Raw genomic sequence first — 22,696 nt, 5'->3', positions numbered from 1 at the left:
GGGGAATGTATGGGTATCGGGGTTTCCAGAAGATCGGTTCTGAAAGGGTCGGTAGTCGGCACAGCGGCTGTTGCTTTGGGCGCAAAGGCAGGTGCTGCTCCGGCGGGGAGTGTGGATATCGAGTCTCCGTTGATTTTTCATTCGCCGGAGTTCGAGCCGTTCTGTGACGAACTACATTCGTTGTCAACGCTTCCGGAAACGAGATCACACTGACAGCGCAAGTGGGGCAACATGCCTTTCATCGGGATTTTCCCCCGTCCCCAGCACTGTCGTACCGCAGCGGAGAGATCGGTGGCGGTTATCTGGGCCCTACCGTCGAGGCGCATTCCGGCGAGCCGATCATGTTGACGTTCGAGAACGATCTGACCGGACATCCGTTGGCAGCGGACATGGATATGACGCTGCACGGAATGCATGCCGACTTTCGTGCGCACCCGCCGACGTCGTTGCACTTGCACGGTGGAGTCACTTCACCTGAGAGCGACGGCCACCCGGAACTGCTGGTGATGCCGGGACAGGCTGCGATGCATCACTTTTTGCACGGTCAGGAAGCCGCCCACCTCTGGTATCACGATCATGCGATGGGCATCACCCGGCTCAACGTCTACGCCGGTCTGATCGGGAACTACCTGATCAGGGATGAATTCGACACCGGCGAACTGGGAAACCCGTTGGGGCTGCCGGCCGAGGAATTCGAGATCCCGTTGATCCTGCAGGAGAAGATATTCACGCCGACAGGCGCCCAGAACGGCCGATCCACCATCTTGATCCCGGAAGGATCGTGGGAAGGCGGCGCGGTGGGCGACGTCGGCTTGGTCAACGGCAAGGTGTGGCCGGAACTGTCCGTGGCTCGGGGCCTTTACCGCCTCCGCATCGTCAATGCGTCGTCGGCAAGTGTGTGGAATCTTCACTTCTCGAACATGATGACGTTCTGGGTCATCGGCAACGACGCCGGAATGCTCGACGCACCCGTCGCGGTCAATGCCTTCCGCTGCGCACCGGGGGAGCGGTACGACCTCCTCGTCGATTTCACCGGACTGTCGGAGGGTTCGACGGTGGAGCTTCGCAACGACGAGGCGCCCCCGCTACCCGCCGCTGTCATCGGTGAAGTGACTATGCCGCTGTTCTGCCGGTTCCGCGGTGACGCCAGGCGCGGATTCACCGGTGGTGTTCCGTCGCAACTGCGCGGTGGGCGCCGGCAACGTGACGTTCTCGCCCCGTTGGAGCAGCCGACGGTAATTCGCACGGTGACGGTGAGCCAGCAACTGGAACTGCGGAATCCACCGGCTCAGATGACGTTGAACAACCTGACGTTCAGCACCACGGACGTCGAGAGGCCGCGGCAAGGCACCGTCGAGCAGTGGAACATCGTCAACACCACGCCGGACCCGCATCCGATACACCTGCACTTGGTGAATTTCCGGATTCTCGGCAGAACACCGATGCGGACGCTGGAGTACTTGATCCGCCATCCTCAGCCGGTGATCGGCAACAAGTGGACTCCGTCGCCCGACGGGTTCGAGGCGGGGCCGATGATCGCGCCGGCGCCGTGGGAAGCGGGGATGAAGGACACCGTCAGGGTGGACGGCGGCACTGTCACCCGGATCATCGTGCGATTCCCCACCGCGGATGAGCTGGGTTTCGATCCCGACGCGATGTTCGATCGTCTTCCGAGCGGTGTGATGACGGGTAGTGGGATGACGGGCGGTGGGCGCCACGATATGGCTGATTCTGGTCGACTCCAGGGATACGTGTGGCATTGCCATCTACTCGATCACGAAGATCACGACATGATGTTGCCGTATCGCATCGTGCCGTGAGTGCTTCCGGGGGCGCACCCGAAATGAACCGAAGCGGGCAGGCGTTCGCGCACCTGATCACCTCGGTCACCTAGCAGGATCGCTTCGGTCCTTCCCATGAATTTGGAACACGTTCTACAGTGAAAGGGCTGAGGTCTGTACCTCGGCCATGCGCCACCACCGACGGTGGCGCGGACGATCTGCAGACCGGTTCGACGAATTACACGGAAGGAACACCTCACAGTGACCACAGAGGCATTCATTTATGAAGCCATCCGTACCCCGCGAGGCCGCGGCAAGAAGACCGGGTCGTTGCACTCGGTCAAGCCGATCTCGCTGGTCACGGGTCTGATCCAGGAACTGCGCGTGCGCTTTCCCGACCTCGACGAGGACCGGATCTCCGACCTCATCCTGGGCGTCGTCACCCCCGTTGGCGATCAGGGAATGGACATCGCCCGCGTTGCAGTCAACGATGCGGGACTGCCCGACACCGTCGGCGGCGTTCAGCTCAACCGTTTTTGCGCTTCCGGCCTCGAGGCCGTGAACATGGCTGCTCAGAAGGTTCGGTCCGGCTGGGACGAACTGGTGATTGCCGGTGGCGTCGAGTCGATGTCCCGCGTTCCGATGGGATCCGACGGTGGACCGTGGGCACTCGACCCCGCCACCAACTACGACAACTACTTCGTGCCGCAGGGCGTCGGCGCAGACCTCATCGCCACCATCGAGGGCTTCTCGCGTGACGACGTCGACGCATACGCCGTGCGCTCGCAGGACCTCGCCGCCAAGGCGTGGACCGGCGGATACTTCGCCAAGTCGGTAGTGCCGGTCAAGGACATCAACGGCATCACCATCCTCGACAACGACGAGCACATGCGTCCGGGCACCACGGCAGAGAACCTCGCCGGCTTGGCTCCCGCGTTCGGTGTGATCGGTGAAATCGGCGGATTCGACGCCGTGTCGCTGCAGAAGTACCACTGGGTCGAGAAGATCAACCACGTTCACCACGGCGGTAACAGCTCGGGAATCGTCGACGGCGCTGCCCTCGTGCTCGTCGGTAGCGAGCAGGCCGGCAAGGACATGGGTCTGACGCCGCGCGCTCGCGTCGTCGCCACCGCCACCAGCGGCGCCGACTCCACCATCATGCTCACCGGCCCGACGCCGGCGTCGAAGAAGGTTCTGGCAGCTGCCGGCCTGACGGTCGACGACATCGACCTCTTCGAGATCAACGAGGCATTCGCTTCCGTCGTCCTGAAGTTCCAGAAGGACCTGAACATCCCGGACGAGAAGCTCAACGTCAACGGCGGCGCTATCGCCATGGGCCACCCCCTCGGTGCAACCGGCGCGATGATCACCGGAACGATGGTCGACGAGCTCGAGCGTCGTGGCGGCAAGCGCGCCCTCATCACCCTGTGCATCGGCGGCGGTATGGGCGTTGCCACCATCATCGAGCGCGTCTGACGCGGCGTCCGTCCTTCCAACGAGGCTTACCAGGAGTCAAGCAAAGTGACTGATCAGAACATCATCAACTGGGACCAGGACGCCGACGGCATCGTCGTGCTCACCATCAACGATCCCAACCAGGGCGCAAACACCATGAACGACGCGTACATCGCGTCGATGAAGGCCACCGTCGACCGTCTGGTCGCCGAGAAGGACTCCATCACCGGTGCCGTCATCACTTCCGGCAAGAAGACCTTCTTCGCCGGTGGCGACCTCAAGAACATGATCAAGGTCGGCCCCGAGCAGGCCGAGGAGATCTACAACCACAGTGTCGAGATCAAGGCAGACCTGCGTCGCCTCGAAACTCTCGGCAAGCCGGTCGTCGCCGCCATCAACGGTGCGGCACTCGGCGGCGGTCTCGAGATCGCTCTCGCGACCCACCACCGCATCGCGGCAGACGTCAAGGGCGTCAAGATCGGCCTGCCCGAGGTCACCCTCGGCCTGCTGCCCGGCGGCGGCGGCGTCGTGCGCACCGTGCGGATGCTCGGCCTGCAGAACGCGCTCATGGGCGTCCTGCTCCAGGGGCAGCAGCGTGGACCCGTTCAGGCCAAGGAAGTCGGCCTCATCGACGAGGTCGTCGGCTCGGTAGAAGAACTGGTTCCGGCTGCGAAGGCATGGATCAAGGCCAACCCCGAAGGCGGCGTTCAGCCGTGGGATGTCAAGGGCTACAAGATCCCTGGCGGAACTCCGTCCACTCCGGCATTCGCTGCCAACCTTCCGGCGTTCCCCGCGAACCTGCGTAAGCAGCTCAAGGGCGCTCCGATGCCGGCTCCGCGCGCCATCATGGCCGCAGCCGTTGAGGGTTCGCAGGTCGACATCGACAACGCGCTGCTCATCGAGGCTCGCTACTTCACCTCGCTGGTGACCGGCCGCGTCGCGAAGAACATGATCCAGGCGTTCTTCTTCGACCTGCAGTCGATCAACGGCGGCGGTTCACGTCCGGCAGGCATCGAGAAGTCCACCATCAAGAAGGTCGGCGTCCTCGGCGCGGGCATGATGGGCGCGGGCATCGCGTACGTCTCCGCCAAGGCAGGCTTCGACGTCGTGCTCAAGGACGTCAGCATCGAGGCTGCCAACAAGGGCAAGGCGTACGCCGAAGGCATTGAGGCCAAGGCGCTCTCGCGCGGCAAGACCACGCAGGAGAAGTCCGACGCACTCCTCGCCAAGATCACCCCGACGGCTGACCCGGCAGATTTCGCCGGCGTCGACTTCGTCATCGAAGCAGTCTTCGAGAGCCAGGAACTCAAGCACAAGGTGTTCCAGGAGATCGAGGACATCGTCGATCCCAAGGCACTGCTGGGCTCGAACACCTCGACGCTGCCCATCACGGGTCTCGCCACCGGCGTGAAGCGTCAGGAAGACTTCATCGGCATCCACTTCTTCTCGCCCGTCGACAAGATGCCGCTGGTGGAGATCATCCGCGGTGAGAAGACCTCCGACGAGACTCTGGCTCGCGTGTTCGACTACGTCCAGGCGATCCGCAAGACGCCGATCGTGGTCAACGACTCGCGTGGTTTCTTCACCTCGCGTGTCATCGGAACCTTCATCAACGAGGCCATCGGCATGCTCGCCGAGGGCGTCGAGCCCGCCACCATCGAGCAGGCCGGTATGCAGGCCGGTTACCCGGCTGCGCCGCTTCAGCTTTCGGATGAGCTCAACCTCACCCTCATGCAGAAGATCCGCAAGGAATCTGCCGACGCCGCCAAGGCCGAAGGCAAGGAACTGCCGGCAGATCCGGCCGGCGAGGTCATCAACACCCTCGTCGAGAAGTTCGATCGTAAGGGCAAGCTCGGTGGAGCCGGCTTCTACGATTACGCCGAGGGCAAGCGCACCGGCCTGTGGTCCGGACTCCGCGAGAACTTCAACTCCGGAACCTCCGACGCCCCGATCCAGGACCTCATCGACCGCATGCTGTTCATCGAGGCGATCGAGACGCAGAAGTGCTTCGACGAGAACGTCCTGATCACCACGGCGGACGCCAACATCGGCTCCATCATGGGTATCGGATTCCCGGCCTGGACCGGTGGCGTTCACCAGTTCATCGTCGGTTACGAGGGCGGCACGGCTGGCTTCGTCGCTCGCGCAAAGGAACTCGCTGCGCAGTACGGCCCGCGGTTCACCCCGCCGGCTTCGCTAGGGGCATAGCCCCCGTGCGCCTTTTTGGTAGTTACGGCTACCAAAAAGGCGCACAGGGGTTTATCCCCAGCTGGTGAGTTATCCACAGACGAACTCCGACAGCGAATTTCACGTCAGTCCTGTCGGAGTTCGGCCTGACGCTTGGTGCCATGACTACGTCTCATGGTGGAAGCGAGTTTCTCCGGATTCTCGATGCGCAATCCGGTCTGGTACGGCAACAGCAACTCTCGTCATTCGGGTACAACCGAGGGATGCTGCGGAACTTTCTGGACCGCGGCGAATGGCAGCGCGTTCTACAAGGCGTGTATGCAGTGACCGCTGGCCCGCTCACCAGAGAAATGATCTTGAACGCCGCTTGGCTTTATGGTGGCCCGCAAGCGATTCTGAGCCACGACACTGCAGCTGAGGAATGGGGAATGCGTCGCATCGACGCAGACAAGCCAGTCCATGTCACCGTGCCATACGGCAAGTCGGCTCGCTGTCAGTCCGCGACAATCCGCCGAGTTCCAGCGCGAACGTCGGGTGCACTTGTCAGAGTGGGTGGCGTGGTTCACCCTGGGGTAGTCGTCCACCGATCCCGAGCCCACCGATACATCGGCGTGCCGTCAGTCATACCTCGAACGTCGCGGGCGGATACCGCGATTGATCTTGCGACCGCCGAATCCACAGCGCGAAGCGCCTACGTTTCACTCATCACCACAGTGACAAATGCGCGAATTCCGTTGAACGATGTGCGTCGTCGGATTGACGAACGAACACCACATCGATTCAAGGGTGCGCTTTCCGATGCGGTACGACTCCTGGCAGACGGGGTGCAGTCAACGCTCGAATACCACTATGCGGTCGACGTGGAGCAGGCGCACGGGTTGCCGTCGGCCAGACGCCAGTCTCCGGTCCGCGTCGACGGCCGCACGCTGTACGAGGATTGCGACTACAGCGAAGTCAGTGTGCCGCTGATCGTGCGTCTCGACGGTCGGTGGGCGCATTCCATGGCAGAAGTGGCATTTCGTGATCGCCGCCGTGACAATGCGGCAGAGCTGGCAGGTCGTCCGCGGTTGGTCTACGGATTCGACGAGGTGATGAAGACCCCGTGCCAGGTTGCGCACGAGGTGGAGACGGTCTTGCGGCGGGGAGGTTGGGTGAGGACGCAGTCGGGTGCCTGCGGCACCTGTGCGCCTTTTTGGTAGTGCCGACTACCAAAAAGGCGCACAGGGGCTTTGCCCCTAGGCCTTCCACCACGGGCGAAGCGGCACATGCGCCTCACCCTTGGGGCCGAGCTTCACGGCCAGAACCTGGTGCAGCTGAACGACATTGCGCTCGAACCCGAGTCGTGAGCCGGCCATGTACAGGCCCCAGACGCGGGCGGTTCCTTCGCCGACCTCGGCGACGCACGCGTCCCAGTTGTCGACGAGATTCTGGCACCATCCGGCGAGCGTCAGTGCGTAATGCTCGCGAAGGTTCTCTTCGTGACGCACCTCGAGGCCGACGTTCTGGATTTCGGAGATGATGCGACCCGAACCGGTGAGCTCCCCGTCGGGGAAGACGTACCGGTCGATGAATCCGCCTGCCTTGGCGCTGCTTCGGTTGTCCGGACGGGTGATGCAGTGGTTGAGCAGACGCCCACCCTCACGCAGCTTGCCCTTGAGGAACTCGAAGTACGCCGGGTAGTTTCCGACGCCGATGTGCTCGGTCAGGCCGATGGAGGACACTGCGTCGAATCCGGTCTCGGCCACGTCGCGGTAGTCGGAGAAACGGACCTGGGCGAGATCGGCGAGGCCCTCGTCCTCGATGGCCTTCTGTGCCCAATCCGCTTGCTCGCGAGAGAGAGTCACGCCGATCACCTTGACGCCGCGCCTGGCCGCGTAGCGGACCATCGAGCCCCAGCCGCAGCCGATGTCGAGAAGTCGATCACCCTTCTGGAGTCCGAGCTTCTCGAACACCAGGCGGTACTTGTTCTCCTGGGCTTCTTCGAGCGTCTGTTCCGCATTGTCGTAAGCGGCACAGGTGTACGTCATGGACGGGCCGAGGACGTACTCGTAGAAGGTGTTGGAGACGTCGTAGTGGTGATGGATGACTTCGGCGTCACGAGTCTTGGAGTGACGCAGTCCTTCTGCGACGCGACGCCAGCGAGGGAGATCTTCCTGGGGCGGCGGGGCGATGGGCCGCAACAGATCCCAGCCCAGGGAGCGCGTGATGCTGGCGAGCGTCAGTGCGGACGGGCGCTTGAGGTGGAGTTCGTCACCCATGATGCGCAGGATCTCGTACGGATCACCGGGGTGGACACCCTCGGCTTCGAGATCGCCGGAGACGTACGCGCGGGCCATGCCGAGGTCGCCGGGAGCTGTTGCGAGATAAGTGGTTCCGCGAGTCGACTTGAGGTGCAGTCCGTAGTCGGCATCTTCGGGGCCGGCGGTGCTGCCGTCGTACGCGGTGAATCGAAGCGGCAGCATGCCGTCGGAAAGCGTCTCGAGAATCTCGGCAATAGAGAGCTTGTCCTGGCTTTTGGAGTCTTTGAACGTGGTCATTTACGTTGCACCGCCTTAGAGAATAGATCCAATAAACGGGATTTCGGGTCGTAGCGTTCCTTGAGTCCGATGTACCGGTCGCCGCCGTAGTACAGCTCCTCGAAGTCTTCCTTCGAGTAGTAGGAGTCGGAGTAGAGCGATTTGTGTCCGTCGAAATCGCTGACCTTTTCTTCGATCAGTCGATTTGCTGCCCCCTCGCGCTCACCAGGAACGATCGGCACCGAAGACCAGAAGCCGATGTTGACGTAGGTGCGCTTGGGTTCGAGGGGGTAGAGGGGCCACGGCCGTGATGCAGAAGCGGCGGCAGGGCTTGGCTCGCGAAGACGCAACGGGCACAACCACAGTGGTTCGATCGGGATTTCCTCGAGGAACCACGAGACGAAGTCCGCGGTTCGTTCGATGGGTACCTCGACGTCCTGGACGACGCGTTCGCGCGGGGGCTTGCCCTTGCGCTTTTCGAGGCGATCTCCGATGTCGTACTTGTGGTCGAGGGCGATCAGCTTCCAGTAGAAGCTGCTGCGCAGGTACTGCTTGGGCCAGAAGCGCCGGATCTTCGGGTTCTGTGCACCGAAAGCTCGTGAGCACCAGAACCAGTCGGTGTCCCAGCGCCACAGGTAGTCGCGAATGGTCAAGCGATCCGTCTTGGGCTGGGTGAGTGACGAATGCTGGATCGACCGGTAGAAGATGTCCTGGTCGGTGTAATCGCTGACCGGGCCTTCCTCGTCGGTTTGCGCGCCGAGTGTGAGGTAGCTCTCGGAATCGGTGAAGACCACCCCGTCGAGATAGTCGACGGCGATCCCGTCGTACTCGCGCTCGGTGACGATGCGATCCATCGTTTCTTCGAGTTTCTTCAACGAATCGAAGCGCACGTGGCGCAAGGCGACGTACTTCTTGACGGGTTCGAGTGCGATCTTCAATCGCGTCGAATAGCCAAGGGTGCCGTAGGAATTGGGGAAACCGAAGAACAGTTCGGCGTGTTCGCCGTCCGGTGTTGCGGTGATGATCTCGCCGCTTCCGGTCAGTACGTCGATTTCGAGTACCGACTCGTGCGGCAGGCCGTTGCGGAACGAGGTGGACTCGATGCCCAGGCCGGTCACCGCACCGCCCAGGGTGATGGTCTTGAGTTGAGGCACGACCAGGGGCGCCAGCCCGTAGGGCAGCGTCGCGTCGACGAGGTCCTCATACGTGCACATGCCGGCGACGTCGGCTGTGCGCGCTTGCGCATCGACGGCGATGACACCTGCCAGACCGCTGACGTCGAGGCCGGGGGCCGACGTCTTGGCGCGAGCGCGGAACAGATTGGATGTCTTCTTTGCCAGGCGTACAGAAGCATCGGCGGGAATGGCGCGGTATGACGCGAGTAGGCGTTCGACGCCTTCTCTGTGCTGCTCGAACCCCATTTCACGCGCAGCATCGGAACCCGGGCCTTGCTTTGTCCGGATTCGATCTAACTTCTGAACTACCCCATTGAACGAGAGAGTCACACCCTGACGCTATCGGTAGTTGCGTGTGCAAGCTATCCGGAGGGGTATTAATGCCCGAATTTGATCGAGTTGTTGCAATCGAACTCGGTAAATGCTCCGAGTGGTGAACCAGCTCACACGGAATGGGTAGATGGTCGAGATACCCGGGCGCAGCAGGCAGTATGGAAAGGAATATCTGCGCAGTTCGAGGTGCGGATTCGGGTAGTCATTCGCGGTATCGAGCCGCGTTGGTCGAGCAAGGAGACGTAGGGCATATGGGTCAGGTCAATGCAATGAGTTCGACAGTCGTCACAGCAGCACCCGACAAGGTGCTCGCGGCGCTCTCGGACTACGAGACGGTTCGCCCGCGAATCCTGTCCGAGCAGTACCTCGACTACAAGGTCGTCGAAGGTGGCCAGGGTGACGGAACCGTCGCGCAGTGGACGCTCAAGGCGACGGAAAAGCGCTCGCGCAACGTCAAGGCGACAGTGACGGTCGACGGCAACGTCATCACCGAGAAGGACGCGAACTCCAGCCTCGTCACCACCTGGACCGTTGCCCCCAACGGCACCGGAACGACGGTGACGACGCTCACCCAGTGGCAGGGTGCCACCGGTATCGGCGGCTTCTTCGAGCGCACGTTCGCTCCGAAGGGTCTGCAGCGCATCCAGGCCCAGGTCCTGGACAACCTCAAGCGCGAACTCGTCTAACCGATCCTGCATCACCGAGATGGCGTCGTACCTTCACCGGTACGGCGCCTTCTTTCACGGGCCGGTAATGATCCGTCCGAATTCGGTGAGTGCGGGGTTTCCGCTTTCCCAGTAATCGCTGTGAACTCCGAACCCAGGCTCCCCGGGAGATCCGGTGAATACCTGCGCGCCGAATTCCGGATCCGACGGGTCGAACCCGTGGACTCCGAGGATCTTGGGGATCAATTGGACCGGATCCCAGAAGGCCGTCGTCGAATGAACATGGTGAGCCACCTCGTCCGAGTCGACGCCGTCCAGGCTCAGTTCGTTCACGCGCTCGGCATCGACGCCGGGGCTTGCGACAAAAACCAGTTCGTCGACGTCGAGAGAAGCGCCACGGGTAGTCGCAGCACCGATCACGGTGCTGCCGTAGGAATGACCGATCACCACGTTGTGCGAAGGCGGACCGTCATGCGAGGTTCGTAACCCGTCCTGGAAGCCGTCGAGCCTCGGCGCTGCGGAGTCGGCGTACCGATCCGAGGCTGCGTCGGGAATGCCTGGGGGAGCGTCGTATCCGGACCACAGGATCACTGATGTGGCTTCCGTTGGCGCCGCCCTGACCGCCGCGTCGTACATGGCCTTGGTTCGTTGCAGGTCTCCGCCGACGCCCGACAGCCCGGAGCCGGTTCCGGGAACCAGTGTTGCGACGTTGCCGGCGGCATCGGGATTACCGACTGCCACGACGGCATGCCCATCAGTGACCGAGAGAAGGAACGTGTCCGGTCGAAGTTCGCCGCGCACGGCCGTGTATCCGGCAGCGACCGTTCGATCCGGCAACTGCTCGAGCGCAGAGAGGTACCGCCGGTTGTAGTAGTCCCGGTCGAGAGCGGGAAGGCCGTCCCGGCTACCGATGGACGGATCCCACCTCGCCAACGCGTCTTTCTCGTTGGGCGTGAGCGATTCCCAGAGTCGGTGTAGCTCCGTTGGTGTCCCGGGGAGTGTCGACCTCCCGTCGAGGATGTCGAGGACAGTGCGGTCGAGGCGATCAGGCTGATTGCCAAGGAGTGATCCGATCTCTCGGAATGCCGCACCCAGAGCAGTCGCGGCCCGGTTGTCTTCGTCGTCGAGTGCCGTCAATGCAGTGGAGATCTTCTGCTGAAAAACCTTTGCAGCCGTGTCGTTTTCGGAATCTTGCATGGCGTCGGCCAGATTCCACGGCTGCTTCGTCTCAGGTGCCGATACCGCTCCACTGTCTGACACCGTCAAGCCGTGTTCGAGAGTCGCCTCCTCGATCAGGTCCAGAACTGATTTTCGCGCCGCACCGATCGTATTGGTTGCTCCGCCATACAGATCCGCAACTACGCGAACCGCAACCGACAGCCGCGACGAGGAAAGCGAGATACCAGACCACTGCACTGCCGCCGCGCTCGACGCTTGTCCCTGCCAGAATTCGCGGACGGCGTCGATGCTGCGTCCGGCGTCATTGCCGAGAACTTCGATCTGCCGGTCGATGTCGATCAGTTCCGAAGCGCTTGTGCGCAATTTCTCCGGTGACCACGTTCGAAGCTGATAGACGGTGGGCCGCATCAGTAGGCTCCGCGCAGTTCGGACACCACTTCGCCCTCGGCAGCGTCGTACAGACGTGCTGCGGCAGCGGTTCCCGACGCCATGAGTCCCAATTGCGTAGCCAGGTGCCGGTACGCGTCGGCGATGACGCCGGCATTCCCAGTCGACACAGCCGCGACGGCGGACGAGTTCAGGGCCGCCGCGGCTTCGAAAATCGTACCGGCGGAATCGATCCCCGAGATCTGTTCCGCAATTCGAGACAGATCAGCTGAAAGTTGCTGCAGAGCAGCGAAATCTACCTGAAGTATCGGCCCCATGGCAGAACCGTATCCAGGTGAGCGGGCTACCTCGGCGGTGCCGACATACCTGTGGACAAGTGGAATTTCTCCACAGAAAGACAGGTCAGGGGGTTGTGAGGAAGGCGGTGACTCCGCTGGTGACGGCGGACGCATATTCCTGCTGACCGTCCGGGCTCGTCATGCGCGCTGCCTCGTCGGCATTTCGCATGTTGCCGAGTTCGACCAGAATCGACGGCCGCTGCGACAGATTGAGTCCCGTCAGATCGGCGCGTGGTGCCAGCCCGTCGTCACCGATGTAGGTCGACGGGGTGAGTCCGGCTGTGACGAGTGAGTCGCGCATGGTTTCGGCAAAGGTGACGGACGGGCCGGCCTGCACCGCGTTCAGCGGGGGCGCGGAGTAGCAGACGTGGAAGCCCTCGGCTGCGGCTGCTGCGCCGTCCGCGTGAATGCTCACCACTACGTCGGCGCCGGAGGAATTGGCAGCTTCGGCGCGTGCGTCGACGCAAGATCCGACGCTGATGTCGTCCGGTCGACTCAGGACCACTGTGGCGCCTTGGCCTTCGAGTTCGCTCTTGACCAGGCTCGCGACTTCCCAGTTGAAGGTGTGCTCGGGGAACCCGGCATCGGTGTTGGTGCCGGTGGTCTGGCAGTTCTTGGTGCCGCCGCGGCCCGTGGGGACCTGGGTGTTGATGCTGTCGTCGTTCGCCCCGCTGTGCCCGGGATCGAGGAAGACGACCTTGCCGGTGAGCGCAGCGGGGACGTCAGCGGCGACAGTGCTCAGCGGAGACACCTCGACCGAAGTCGTGGCCTCGGCAGTCTCGGTCGGAATCGTGCACGCAGCGCTCAGAAGCCCGGCCCCGAGCATGGCGATCAGGGCAGTGGAGCGGAACACACGTGATGCCATGTTTGACCCTCTTGACGGTTTTACGGTGTCTGACTGGTTCCGGCGCACCCGCTCACGGTAGCGCGCACCGACTACGCTGGTGGGGATAACTCTGTAGAAAGGACCGCTCGTGCAACCAGGTGGAGCACCCGACATGTCTGCTCTGTTGGCTCAGGCTCAGCAGATGCAGCAGCAATTGATGGCGGCGCAGCAGGAAATGGCTCAGGCCGAAGTGACCGGTCAGGCCGGTGGCGGACTGGTTGTCGCCACGGTCAAGGGCACCGGCGAGGTTGTCGGTCTGCAGATCGATCCCAAGGTCGTCGACCCCGAAGATGTCGAGACGCTGCAGGATCTGGTGATCGGCGCGATCGAGGACGCTTCGCGTAAGGCACAGGAAGTCGCTGCTGAGAAGCTCGGCCCGTTGGCCGGCGGACTCGGCGGAGGCCTTCCCGGTCTCCCCGGCTTCTAGAAACGAGAACGCGTGTACGAAGGTCCGGTTCAGGATCTGATCGACGAACTCGGGAAGCTTCCCGGAGTCGGGCCGAAGAGCGCTCAACGCATCGCTTTTCACCTGCTCTCCGTGGAGCCTCCCGAGATCGACCGTTTGAAAAATGCATTGCAGCGCATCCGTGACGGCGTTCAGTTCTGCACGGTGTGCGGAACTGTCTCCGATCAGGAGAAGTGCCGCATCTGCGCCGACGCACGTCGCGATCGCACGGTGATCTGCGTCGTGGAGGAACCGAAGGACGTCCAGGCCGTCGAGCGCACCCGTGAGTTCAAGGGTCGTTATCACGTGCTCGGCGGTGCGCTCAATCCGCTCTCGGGGATCGGGCCGGACCAGTTGCGTATCCGGGAGTTGTTGGCTCGCATCGCAAATCAGGAGGACGGCGTCGACGTGTCCGAGGTCATCATCGCCACCGACCCCAACACCGAGGGCGAGGCGACAGCTACCTATCTCGTTCGCATGATGCGAGACATTCCGGGGCTGACGGTGTCTCGGTTGGCTTCGGGTCTTCCGATGGGTGGCGATCTCGAATTCGCAGACGAGTTGACGCTGGGTCGCGCTTTGTCCGGCCGTCGCGAATTGTCGCGGAACGCTTGATGAGCGGCACGGAGCAAGGTCAGCAGGTGCGTCGTACGTCCGAGCAGACGCGTGCGCAGATCATCGCGTCGGCCGGGAAAGCATTCGCGACTCGGCCGTACCGCGAAATCACGCTCAAGGACATCGCCGAAGACGCAGGCGTCAGCGCACCGCTGATCATCAAGTACTTCGGTTCCAAAGAGCAGTTGTACGACGAGTTGGTCGACTTCCGGGCAGCGGCGGTCACGGTCTTCGACGCCCCGAACGACTCGCTCGGCGAGCGCATGGTCTCGCTGTTCACCAAGCCGCTGGAGTCGTACAAGCCGCTGTCCATGAGCTTGTTGTTCATGAGCGGCGTCAGTGAAGAGAGCAACCGCAAGCTGCGCGAGAACTATTCGACGCAGATGATCGACACCCTCGCCGCTCGCCTGTCCGGCCGCGACGCGAGATTGCGCGCGGAACTGGCGATGTCGATGGTGGTCGGAGTGGCGATCATGCGCCGACGGATGATGGCCGGCCATGCCACCGGCACCCAGGACGAGGTGGTTGCGCTGTACGCACCGCTGGTGCAAAAGCTGCTCGACGGGTGAGCGGCGTCACAATTCTTGCTAGGTAAATATCCGTTCACCTAATGTAGGTGAACGGATATTTACCTAGTGAGAACAGGCGGTGTGGGGTGACGACGCTCGACCGTCCGCCGGGCACGCCTGCAGTCACCACCTCCGATGCGGGACTCGCGCAGCCGCGCTCCCGCTTCCTGTTCCCCATCGTTGTCGCCGCCGCAGTGTTCCAGGCTGTTCTGCAGACGGTCATCGTTCCACTGCTGCCGGAGTTGCCGCACTTCACCGGCGCTGGACGCACGGCCGTGTCCTGGCTGGTGACCGTCACGCTGCTGGTCGGCGCTGTCGTCACTCCCATCTTCGGTCGACTCGCCGACATGTTCGGCAAGAAGAAGATGCTTCTGGTTGCTTTCTCGATGATGACTCTCGGCTCGATGTTGTGTGCGCTGTCGTCGGACATCGCTGTCCTCATCTTCGCGAGAGCGTTGCAGGGGGCCGGGTCGGCAGTCATCCCCATCGGAATCTCCATGCTCCGTGACGAATTGCCACGCAACAAGGTCAACGGCGCAGTGGCCATGATGAGTTCGACGCTCGGCGTCGGAACCGCTTTGGGCATACCGTTTTCTGCGATGATCGCGCAGTACTCGAATTGGCACGTCCTGTTCTGGGTAACCACCGCCATCGGGCTGTCCGTGACTCTTGCTGCGGTGCTGTTCATTCGAGAGTCCGAGCCGAATCCGTCGGGAAGATTCGACGGCGTCGGGGCGGTTGGTCTGAGCGCCGCGATGATTGCTCTGCTTGTGCCGATCACTCAGGGGTCGAGTTGGGGGTGGACCAGTGGAGCGGTGATCTCCATGCTGGCCGCGTCGGCGGTGCTGTTCGCGCTCTGGGTAATTCAACAGCGGCGCAACGTCAATCCGCTGGTCGACGTCCGTGCTCTCGTGAAACGTGCAGTGTTGATCCCGCATCTGGCGGCTCTGCTGGTCGGGTTCGCGTTTTTCGGGAACACGCTGATCACGACACAACTGCTGCAGGGGATGAAGGGGCCGGGTGCCGGGTACGGCCTGTCGATCATCGCGGCAGCGCTCTGCCAGATTCCGGCGAGTATCGCGATGGTGCTGTTCTCACCGGTTGCGGTGCGTATCACCGACCGCTTCGGTTCACGGACCGCGATGTTGACCGGTGCCGTGTTCCTCGCCGGCGGGTACGGGATTCACGCCGTTGCCGGTAAGCCGCTGTGGGGAGTGGTTGCAGCACTGGGTATCACAGCGGTCGGGACTGCCATCGTGTACAGCACGCTCTCGCTGCTGATTCTGGTTGCCGTACCTCGTCAGCGACTGGCGGCTGCCAACGGGGTGAACTCACTTCTGCGGACGTCCGGAAGCACGATCTGCAGTGCGACGGTGGCAACCATTCTCGCTGCATTCGTGATCAGCGGTTCGGAACATTCCACGTCGTGGACCGGATTCTCCGTCGCCTACCTGGTGTGCGCGGGCTGCGCGGTGGTCGTGTTCGCGGTGTCGATCCTGTTGCCGCAGGGACGAACCCCGAAACATCTGGATTTGCCGGATCTGGTCAGGCGACCCTGAATCCCGAGAGGAAGAGCGTGATCATCAGATCCGCGAACTCGTCGGTGGTGTACTTCTGGCGATCCGGCCAATGCGTTGTCGACCACAAGGTGTCTCGTACCGATCGATAGAAAATTTCCGGTGCCACGTCTTTGCGGAAGATTCCCTGATCGACGCCTTCGGCAATCGCTTTCATCCAATGCTCGCGGACTTGGCGGGAAGGCCCGTCGACGGATTGCAGGAGATCGTTGTCGCGAAGATAAGCCCGATCGTTCTGGTAGATCGCCGTCGGGTGCGGGTGTAGTTCGATGACGACCAGCGTCTCGCGGATCAAGCCGCGCAGGACTTCCTCGGGGTCGTTTGCCGTCTTCTCCACCTGATCGAAGCGGAGCTGAATGTCGGTGATGAAGCCGCGCATGAGCTCGGCAACTATCGCATTCTTCGACTTGAAGTAGTGGTAGAGGCTGCCCGAGAACACACCGGCGGCGTCGCCGATCTCGCGAACGGTCGTGGTGGCGACACCCTTCCTGGCGAACAGCTCGGCTGAGCTCTCCAGGATCTTCTCCCGACGATCTGGTGATGCCACTGAAATCTCCACTGGTTGTCGGTCCTGCTCAGGGCAGGGTTTCGGGGGTGCCGGGCTGCCGGCGTCGAACGTAGCGCAATCCTGCCTGATAGCTCCGGCTCGAACCAATTCGTCGGTGAGATCGCGTGTTTCCACTTCCGGATTCCTATGCTAGCTTCAAAATCAAGCGCTTGCTCAACTTTCGTTCACGGAGGATTTCAGTGCAGAGCCTGCAGACGCAGTTTCCGAATTTCATCGGCGCAGAGGCCGAACCACCCCGCGTCGCCCGCTACGCCGTCAACGAGGCGATGATCCGCAACTGGGTCGAGGCGCACGACGACCGCAACTCGATCTACGTCGACGCCGAGGCCGCCCGCAGTACCGGTCGTCGAGACGTCGTCTGTCCGCCCGCCATGATCTCGACCTGGGTGATGGCGGGTTACCGACGTTATAGGCAGGTCCAGCAACTTCGTGCCGACGGAGTCTCCGAGGACTTCGCCTATTCACGACTGCTGGCGCTGTTGGACGAGGCCGGATACACCTCCGTTGTCGCGACCAACGTCGAGCAGGAGTATTTCGCGGAGCTGAGCCCCGGTGACCACGTCACCGCGCATTTCACCATCGAAGCGATCTCGCCGTTCAAACAGACGGCTCTCGGTCACGGGTGCTTCATCACTCTGTTCAAGAAGTACGTGGACCAGGACGGAAAGACGCTGGTCGAAGAGCGCTTTCGACTGCTCAGATTCAAACCAGATGCCCAGACAGATACCAAGCCCGAAGCCCAGGAGGTAATCGCATGAGCGAGACTGGCTCCCGCCACACCGCGGTGCCGAGACTCACCGTCACCGACGACAACGATTTCTTCTTCTCCGCGGCCAAAGAGGGTCGCCTCGAGATCCAACGGTGTGCGGATTGCAAGACTCTGCGCCACCCGCCAGCGCCCGCCTGCCCGGAATGCCGCTCGTTCAGTTGGGACACAGTCGAATCCACGCGGCGATGCACGTTGCACAGCTTCACGGTCATCCATCACCCGAAGGATCCTGCTTTCGAGTACCCACTCGCCGTCGGACTCGTCGATCTCGAAGAAGGCACGCGTCTGGTTGCCGACATCGCGGGGATCGATCACGAGGAACTCGACTTCGGCATGGAACTCGAAGTGACCTTCTCCGAGCACGCTCACGGCGAGATGCTGCCGCAACTGAGGCGACGGGGTTCGGTGCAATGACGAAACTGATTGACTGCGAAGTGGGTTCGGTCCTCCCCAGCCTCGAATTGCCGTTGGATCGAACGCTGATCGTGGCCACCGCGATCTCTTCTCAGGATTTCGAGGACGTGCATCACGATCCGGGCAAGGCACAGGATCGCGGAACTCCCGACATCTTCATGAGCATCAACACCACCAACGGGCTCATCGACCGCTACATCACCGACTGGTCCGGCCCGGCGTCACGGATCGTCAAAACATCACTACGGCTTGGTGTTCCGAACTTCCCCGGAGACACCATGACATTCACCGGCAAGGTCACCGCCACAGACGGCCGGGCGCTCACCGTGACGGTTCTCGGGAAAAACGCCCGCGGAACACACGTGACGGCCGACGTGACTCTCGAACCGGTGGAAAGGGTAATCGCATGACACGAGGATTTTCGAGGCAAGCAGCCATCGCCGGAATCGGCGCCACCGAGTTCTCCAAGAACTCCGGCCGCAGCGAATGGCAGTTGGCGTGCGAATCTGTGATCGCCGCACTCGACGACGCGCACATCGAGGCAGAAGAGGTGAACGGATTTGCGCTGTTCACCATGGAGAACAATCCCGAGATTGCGGTCGCACGTGCCCTCGGGATCCCGGAACTGACGTTTTTCAGTCGTATTCCACACGGCGGCGGCGGTGCCTGTGCACCGGTTCAACAAGCAGCGCTTGCCGTCTCCAGCGGAGTTGCAGACGTTGTGGTCGTCTACCGCGCCTTCAACGAAAGATCCGGCCACCGATTCGGCGCCGGGCCACCACCTTTTGCGTACAACGCGTCGACGGACCAGGAGTATCGGAACTGGATCAACCCGTACGGGCTTCTGACCCCGGCGCAGCAGGAAGCCTTCCTCGCCAAGCTGTACATGCACAAGTACGGGGCAACAAGCGCCGACTTCGGCCAGATCTCGGTCCTCTCACGCAAGCATGCGGCGAACAACCCCAAGGCCTGGTTCTACGAACGCCCGATCACTATCGAGGACCATCAGAACTCGCGCATGATCGCTGACCCCATCCGTCTGCTCGACTGCTGCCAGGAAAGTGACGGCGGACAGGCGCTGGTGATCGTCAGTGCGGAGCGCGCCCGCGACCTGCCGCACAAACCTGCGGTCATCAGTGGCGCTGCGCAAGGTGTAGGTCCGCAACAGATTTCGATGAGCAGCTACTACCGAGACGACATCGACAGCATGCCGGAAGTCGAACTCGTGGCGCGCCAACTGTGGGACCAGGCCGGTATCGGGCCGGACGACATCGATGCCGCAATTCTCTACGACGCTTTCACCCCGATGGTTCTGCTTCAACTCGAGGAGTACGGATTCTGCGGTCGGGGCGAGGCAAAAGACTTCATCTCCGACGGCAATCTCGAGCTGGACGGTCGCCTGCCGATCAACACCCACGGCGGTCAACTCGGTGAGGGATACATCCACGGCGTCAACGGTATTGCCGAAGGTGTTCGCCTGATCCGCGGCACCTCCACCAATCAACCGACCAAAACTCTGGACAACGTGCTCGTGACCGGCGGCTCTCCCGTCCCGCACAGTGCGCTCGTCCTCTCGGCAGATCGCTGAATCTGCCGCCTATTCGAGAAAGCAGGAACAAGATGAGCGAGCGGATCACCTACGCCAGGGCCACCCACGGTGAGGAAGAAATACAGGCTGTTGTCGACGTCTTGCGCAGCGGGCATCAAGGATTGCGCATCGGCAAGAACGTCTTCGAGATGGAAGAACGTATCGCGGCCTTGGCCGGCAAGAAGTTCGGCGTCATGTGCAACTCGGGATCCTCGGGTTTGTACTTGGCAGTCGAGCTGCTCGGACTGCCTGCGGGAAGCGAGATCATCACGTCGCCGCTGACGTTCTCCACCGATATCGCACCGATCGTGCGTGCCGGTCTGGTGCCGGTGTTCGTGGACGTGGAACCCAACACGTTCAACGTCGACGTCACCAAGATCGAGGCAATGGTCACCGAAAAGACCGGTGCCATCCTGATGCCGAACCTGGCCGGCAACTGCCCAGACTGGGACGTCATCCGTGATATCGCTGATCGCCATGGACTCAAGGTGATCGAGGATTCGTGTGACGCGATCGGCGCCACGCTCCGCGGTACTCCCACCGGGTCTCGGGCGGACATCGTCGTCACCAGTTTCTCGATGGCACACATCATCACGTGCGCGGGAACCGGTGGAATGGTGTGCGTCGACGACGAAGCCAGCCGTGACAAGGCTTTGCTGCTTCGCCGCTGGGGCCGTCGTAGCGAGCCGAACCTGTTCGGCAGTACCAAGTCCGGCCGAGTCTTCCGTGAAGAACTCGACGGCGTCGACTACGACAACGACTTCATCTTCGAGCTCATGTCGTGGAACTTCGAGCCCTCCGAACTCGGCGCAGCTTACGGCGTCGTGCAGCTCGACAAGCTGGAACAGAACTACAAGACGCGTAAGGCAACATTTGCGGCCTTCACGGCGGCATACGGCGCCCATCCTGAATTCTTCACGACGCCGGTAGAACTCGACGGTCTCAACACGGCGTGGCTGTGTTACCCGGTGATGATCAACGAGAACGCCCCCTTCACGCGCAGCGACCTGCAGGAAGCCATCGAGGCCGACGGCATCGACACCCGAACCGTGTGGAGCGGCAACGTCACTCGTCACCCCATGATGAACAACATCGAATTTCGCCAGCCGGCCGAAGGTTTGCCGGAAGCGGACGCAGTTTTTGCCCGCGGCATGACACTCGGCATGAGCCACGGTTTGCGTGACGACGAAGTTGCTCGGATTGCGGAGAGCATCAATCGCTTCGCCGCGAAGTGGAAGTAGCATGACCGATCGCTTCGAAGGACGCCGAGCGCTTGTCACCGGTTCCAGCCGCGGAATCGGTGCAGGCGTCGCAGAGAGGCTGGCAGCGGAAGGTGCTGACGTCGCTCTCGTGGCCCGGACGCTCGGTGCACACGCAACCCTGCCGGGCAGTCTCGAAGAGACTGCGGCTCGAATTGCCAAGTACGGAAACAAAGTCGAGATAGTTGTCGCAGATCTGACGGACGAGCAGCAGCGCGACACCGTTGTGCCGCTGGCGATCGAGAAGCTTGGCGGGGCTATAGACATCCTGGTGAACAACGCGGCAGCGGCGATCTATCAGCCGCTCTCGGATTACCCACTGCGGCGGCGACGGTTGATGTTCGAGGCAAATGTCCATGCACCGCTCGATCTGATGCAAGCCGTGGTGCCGGGGATGGTGGCAAACGGATACGGCTGGATCGTGAACGTGTCCAGTGGCACCGTCAAACCGTGGCATGGCCCGCCGTTCACGTGGGTCGAACCGGGACCTGCCATGACCGTGTACGGCGCGTCCAAAGCAGCGCTCAACAGGATGAGCAACGGCATGGGCGTGGAACTCTACGGCCAGGGGGTTCGCGTCAACACGGTTCAACCGCGGGCAGCGGTGCTCAGTGAGGGCGCCAGGGTCCTGGTCGGTGAGACTATCCGGCCGGATCAGGTCGAATCTATGGAAGAAATGGTGGAAGCGGTCACAGCGCTGTGTGATTGCGACACCGAGTTCACCGCGCGCTCGAGCGTCAGCTTGGACCTGATCGACGAGTGGTCCCTTACCGTGCGTGGTCTGGACGGAACGGCATTACCGGAGAACCCGGCATTACGAACCGAGGAGTTGGCATGAAGCCCGTCATCGTGGACGCAGCACGAACGCCGTTCGGCAAGCGTGAGGGTTGGCTGTCCGGAGTCCACGCGGCGGAACTGTTGGGTTATGCGCAGAGGGGCGTGCTGGATCGGGTGGGCGTGGATCCTGACGCGGTCGACCAGGTCATCGGCGGCTGTGTGACGCCTCTCGGTGAGCAGTTCGGAAACATCGTGCGTACGTCCTGGATGCATGCGGGCCTTCCGTTGAAAGCGGGCTGCACCACGATCGACGCGCAGTGCGGAACCGCGCAGCAATCGGTGCAGTTGATTGCCGGGCAGATTGCCATCGGTGCAGTCGACGTGGGTGTGGCGTGCGGTGTGGAACTGATGTCGCGGGCACCACTCACCTACAAGGTGGGTACCGGCCTCGGAACACCACGTCCGGAGTCGTGGTCACTCGATACCGTCGATCAGTACACCGCGGCCGATCGGATTGCTGTCAAGCGCGGTTTCGGCCGCGAGGATCTCGACTCCTTCGGGCTGCGCTCGCAGCAGCGAGCCGCAGCAGCATGGGAGGCAGGACGCTTCGACTCGCACATCATCGATGTGGTCGCCCCGGGCTCTGACGCTCCGGTCCATCGGGATCAGGGTCTGCGCGAATCGAGTCTCGAAGGACTCGCGAAACTGCGGACCGTTCAAGAGGGCGGATTGCACACCGCTGGAACGTCTTCGCAGGTCTCGGACGGTGCGAGTGCCGCTCTGCTGATGTCCGAGGATCGAGCCAGGATGCTCGGCGTGCGGCCGCGGGCAAAGATATTGGCGCAGTGCGTCATCGGCGGAGACATCGAGTTCATGCTCGACGGCCCCGTGGACGCGGCAAACATCGTGCTCGGACGCACCGGTCTGACGATCGACGACATCGACCTGTTCGAGGTCAACGAGGCATTTGCTTCGGTACCGATGTCGTTCGCGCAGGTTCACGGCGTCGATCCCGAATTGCTGAACGTCAACGGTGGTGCAATCGCACTGGGCCATCCGGCCGGTGCAACCGGAATCAGACTGTTGGCCAATGTCATCGACGAACTGGAGCGCCGGGACAAGTCCATCGCGCTGATCGCGATCTGCGCGTCCGCCGCAACCACCTGCCTGATTCTCGAACGCATCTGACAAGAACCGAAGATTGAGGAACCTG

General features: G+C 62.2%; 21 protein-coding genes and 1 pseudogene. 16 read left to right on the top strand and 6 right to left on the bottom strand.

The genetic code is table 11. The annotated features are described in order from the left end of the window. The first annotated feature begins 9 nt into the window (after nt 1–9). The 4 genes and pseudogenes from M1L53_RS14355 (at nt 10) to M1L53_RS14340 (ending at nt 6,622) form a co-directional block, all read left to right on the top strand. Nucleotides 10–1,820 (top strand): annotated as a pseudogene (locus tag M1L53_RS14355) (multicopper oxidase family protein). A 222-nt stretch (nt 1,821–2,042) separates the two neighbouring features. Then, nucleotides 2,043–3,257: an acetyl-CoA C-acetyltransferase gene (locus M1L53_RS14350; protein ID WP_007731553.1), complete on the top strand. Its 1,215-nt coding sequence runs from the start codon at nt 2,043–2,045 to the stop codon at nt 3,255–3,257. A gap of 45 nt (nt 3,258–3,302) precedes the next feature. Beyond that, complete coding sequence (locus M1L53_RS14345; RefSeq protein ID WP_003943799.1) at nt 3,303–5,444, top strand: 3-hydroxyacyl-CoA dehydrogenase NAD-binding domain-containing protein; 2,142 nt, start codon at nt 3,303–3,305, stop codon at nt 5,442–5,444. 140 nt (nt 5,445–5,584) lie between these two features. Further along, nucleotides 5,585–6,622 carry a type IV toxin-antitoxin system AbiEi family antitoxin domain-containing protein gene (locus M1L53_RS14340; RefSeq protein ID WP_003943834.1) on the top strand — a complete coding sequence of 346 codons (1,038 nt, stop codon included), beginning with the start codon at nt 5,585–5,587 and terminating at the stop codon, nt 6,620–6,622. Nucleotides 6,623–6,658: 36 nt separating this feature from the next. Here M1L53_RS14340 and M1L53_RS14335 read toward each other — a convergent pair whose 3' ends face one another. Both M1L53_RS14335 and M1L53_RS14330 read right to left on the bottom strand, forming a co-directional pair. Then, entirely contained in the window at nt 6,659–7,960 is a 1,302-nt protein-coding gene (locus M1L53_RS14335) for a class I SAM-dependent methyltransferase (RefSeq protein ID WP_054188612.1), read from the bottom strand. Next, the gene (locus M1L53_RS14330; protein WP_042447764.1) at nt 7,957–9,360 is read right to left on the bottom strand and encodes an FAD-binding oxidoreductase; all 1,404 of its coding nucleotides are present in this window, start codon (nt 9,358–9,360) and stop codon (nt 7,957–7,959) included. The genes M1L53_RS14335 and M1L53_RS14330 overlap by 4 nt, the downstream gene beginning before the upstream one ends. Before the next feature lie 338 nt (nt 9,361–9,698). Between M1L53_RS14330 and M1L53_RS14325 the strand changes: the two genes are divergently transcribed. Next, nucleotides 9,699–10,133: an SRPBCC family protein gene (locus M1L53_RS14325; RefSeq protein WP_003943959.1), complete on the top strand. Its 435-nt coding sequence runs from the start codon at nt 9,699–9,701 to the stop codon at nt 10,131–10,133. Nucleotides 10,134–10,187: 54 nt separating this feature from the next. On the opposite strand, the gene M1L53_RS14320 is transcribed toward M1L53_RS14325, so the two are convergent. The 3 genes from M1L53_RS14320 to M1L53_RS14310 form a co-directional block, all read right to left on the bottom strand. After that, nucleotides 10,188–11,699 carry an alpha/beta hydrolase gene (locus M1L53_RS14320; protein ID WP_054188611.1) on the bottom strand — a complete coding sequence of 504 codons (1,512 nt, stop codon included), beginning with the start codon at nt 11,697–11,699 and terminating at the stop codon, nt 10,188–10,190. Continuing rightward, complete coding sequence (locus M1L53_RS14315) at nt 11,699–11,995, bottom strand: hypothetical protein (RefSeq protein WP_054188610.1); 297 nt, start codon at nt 11,993–11,995, stop codon at nt 11,699–11,701. The genes M1L53_RS14320 and M1L53_RS14315 overlap by 1 nt, the downstream gene beginning before the upstream one ends. Before the next feature lie 85 nt (nt 11,996–12,080). Continuing rightward, complete coding sequence (locus tag M1L53_RS14310; protein ID WP_054188609.1) at nt 12,081–12,881, bottom strand: Rv3717 family N-acetylmuramoyl-L-alanine amidase; 801 nt, start codon at nt 12,879–12,881, stop codon at nt 12,081–12,083. A 109-nt stretch (nt 12,882–12,990) separates the two neighbouring features. On the opposite strand from M1L53_RS14310, the gene M1L53_RS14305 reads away from it, so the two are divergent. From M1L53_RS14305 to M1L53_RS14290, 4 genes are all read left to right on the top strand, one after another. After that, complete coding sequence (locus M1L53_RS14305) at nt 12,991–13,329, top strand: YbaB/EbfC family nucleoid-associated protein (RefSeq protein WP_003943929.1); 339 nt, start codon at nt 12,991–12,993, stop codon at nt 13,327–13,329. A gap of 12 nt (nt 13,330–13,341) precedes the next feature. Beyond that, a complete protein-coding gene (recR, locus tag M1L53_RS14300; protein ID WP_003943917.1) occupies nt 13,342–13,962 on the top strand; it encodes a recombination mediator RecR in 621 nt (206 codons plus the stop codon). Continuing rightward, nucleotides 13,962–14,531, top strand: coding sequence for a TetR/AcrR family transcriptional regulator (locus tag M1L53_RS14295; protein ID WP_054188608.1), 570 nt, complete (start codon nt 13,962–13,964; stop codon nt 14,529–14,531). Before recR ends, M1L53_RS14295 begins: the two co-directional genes overlap by 1 nt. Before the next feature lie 86 nt (nt 14,532–14,617). Continuing rightward, on the top strand, nt 14,618–16,090 hold the full coding sequence (locus M1L53_RS14290) for an MFS transporter (protein WP_054188607.1): 1,473 nt from the start codon (nt 14,618–14,620) through the stop codon (nt 16,088–16,090). Here M1L53_RS14290 and M1L53_RS14285 read toward each other — a convergent pair. Continuing rightward, the gene (locus M1L53_RS14285) at nt 16,077–16,790 is read right to left on the bottom strand and encodes a TetR/AcrR family transcriptional regulator (RefSeq protein ID WP_172827063.1); all 714 of its coding nucleotides are present in this window, start codon (nt 16,788–16,790) and stop codon (nt 16,077–16,079) included. The two genes, M1L53_RS14290 and M1L53_RS14285, sit on opposite strands and share 14 nt — an antisense overlap. 65 nt (nt 16,791–16,855) lie before the next feature. Between M1L53_RS14285 and M1L53_RS14280 the strand changes: the two genes are divergently transcribed. From M1L53_RS14280 to M1L53_RS14250, 7 genes are read left to right on the top strand one after another with little or no spacing between them, the layout of a single operon-like run. Beyond that, complete coding sequence (locus M1L53_RS14280; protein WP_054188606.1) at nt 16,856–17,434, top strand: MaoC family dehydratase N-terminal domain-containing protein; 579 nt, start codon at nt 16,856–16,858, stop codon at nt 17,432–17,434. Continuing rightward, nucleotides 17,431–17,859: a Zn-ribbon domain-containing OB-fold protein gene (locus M1L53_RS14275; RefSeq protein ID WP_054188605.1), complete on the top strand. Its 429-nt coding sequence runs from the start codon at nt 17,431–17,433 to the stop codon at nt 17,857–17,859. Before M1L53_RS14280 ends, M1L53_RS14275 begins: the two co-directional genes overlap by 4 nt. Then, on the top strand, nt 17,856–18,269 hold the full coding sequence (locus M1L53_RS14270; RefSeq protein ID WP_030535712.1) for an acyl dehydratase: 414 nt from the start codon (nt 17,856–17,858) through the stop codon (nt 18,267–18,269). Before M1L53_RS14275 ends, M1L53_RS14270 begins: the two co-directional genes overlap by 4 nt. Then, complete coding sequence (locus M1L53_RS14265) at nt 18,266–19,447, top strand: lipid-transfer protein (protein ID WP_042447777.1); 1,182 nt, start codon at nt 18,266–18,268, stop codon at nt 19,445–19,447. Before M1L53_RS14270 ends, M1L53_RS14265 begins: the two co-directional genes overlap by 4 nt. Nucleotides 19,448–19,479: 32 nt before the next feature. Continuing rightward, on the top strand, nt 19,480–20,688 hold the full coding sequence (locus M1L53_RS14260) for a DegT/DnrJ/EryC1/StrS aminotransferase family protein (RefSeq protein ID WP_042447780.1): 1,209 nt from the start codon (nt 19,480–19,482) through the stop codon (nt 20,686–20,688). Nucleotide 20,689: 1 nt separating this feature from the next. Further along, complete coding sequence (locus M1L53_RS14255) at nt 20,690–21,544, top strand: SDR family NAD(P)-dependent oxidoreductase (protein WP_054188604.1); 855 nt, start codon at nt 20,690–20,692, stop codon at nt 21,542–21,544. After that, nucleotides 21,541–22,671, top strand: a complete 1,131-nt coding sequence (locus tag M1L53_RS14250) for a steroid 3-ketoacyl-CoA thiolase (protein WP_054188603.1) — start codon at nt 21,541–21,543, stop codon at nt 22,669–22,671. Before M1L53_RS14255 ends, M1L53_RS14250 begins: the two co-directional genes overlap by 4 nt. Nucleotides 22,672–22,696 lie beyond the last annotated feature (25 nt).

It is taken from the genome of Rhodococcus sp. T9N, from assembly GCF_024436645.1.
In the GTDB taxonomy this organism is placed as follows: Bacteria; Actinomycetota; Actinomycetes; order Mycobacteriales; family Mycobacteriaceae; genus Rhodococcus_F; species Rhodococcus_F qingshengii.
Note: the sequence above shows the minus strand (reverse complement) of the source record. Positions and strands in the feature narration are given on the sequence as shown.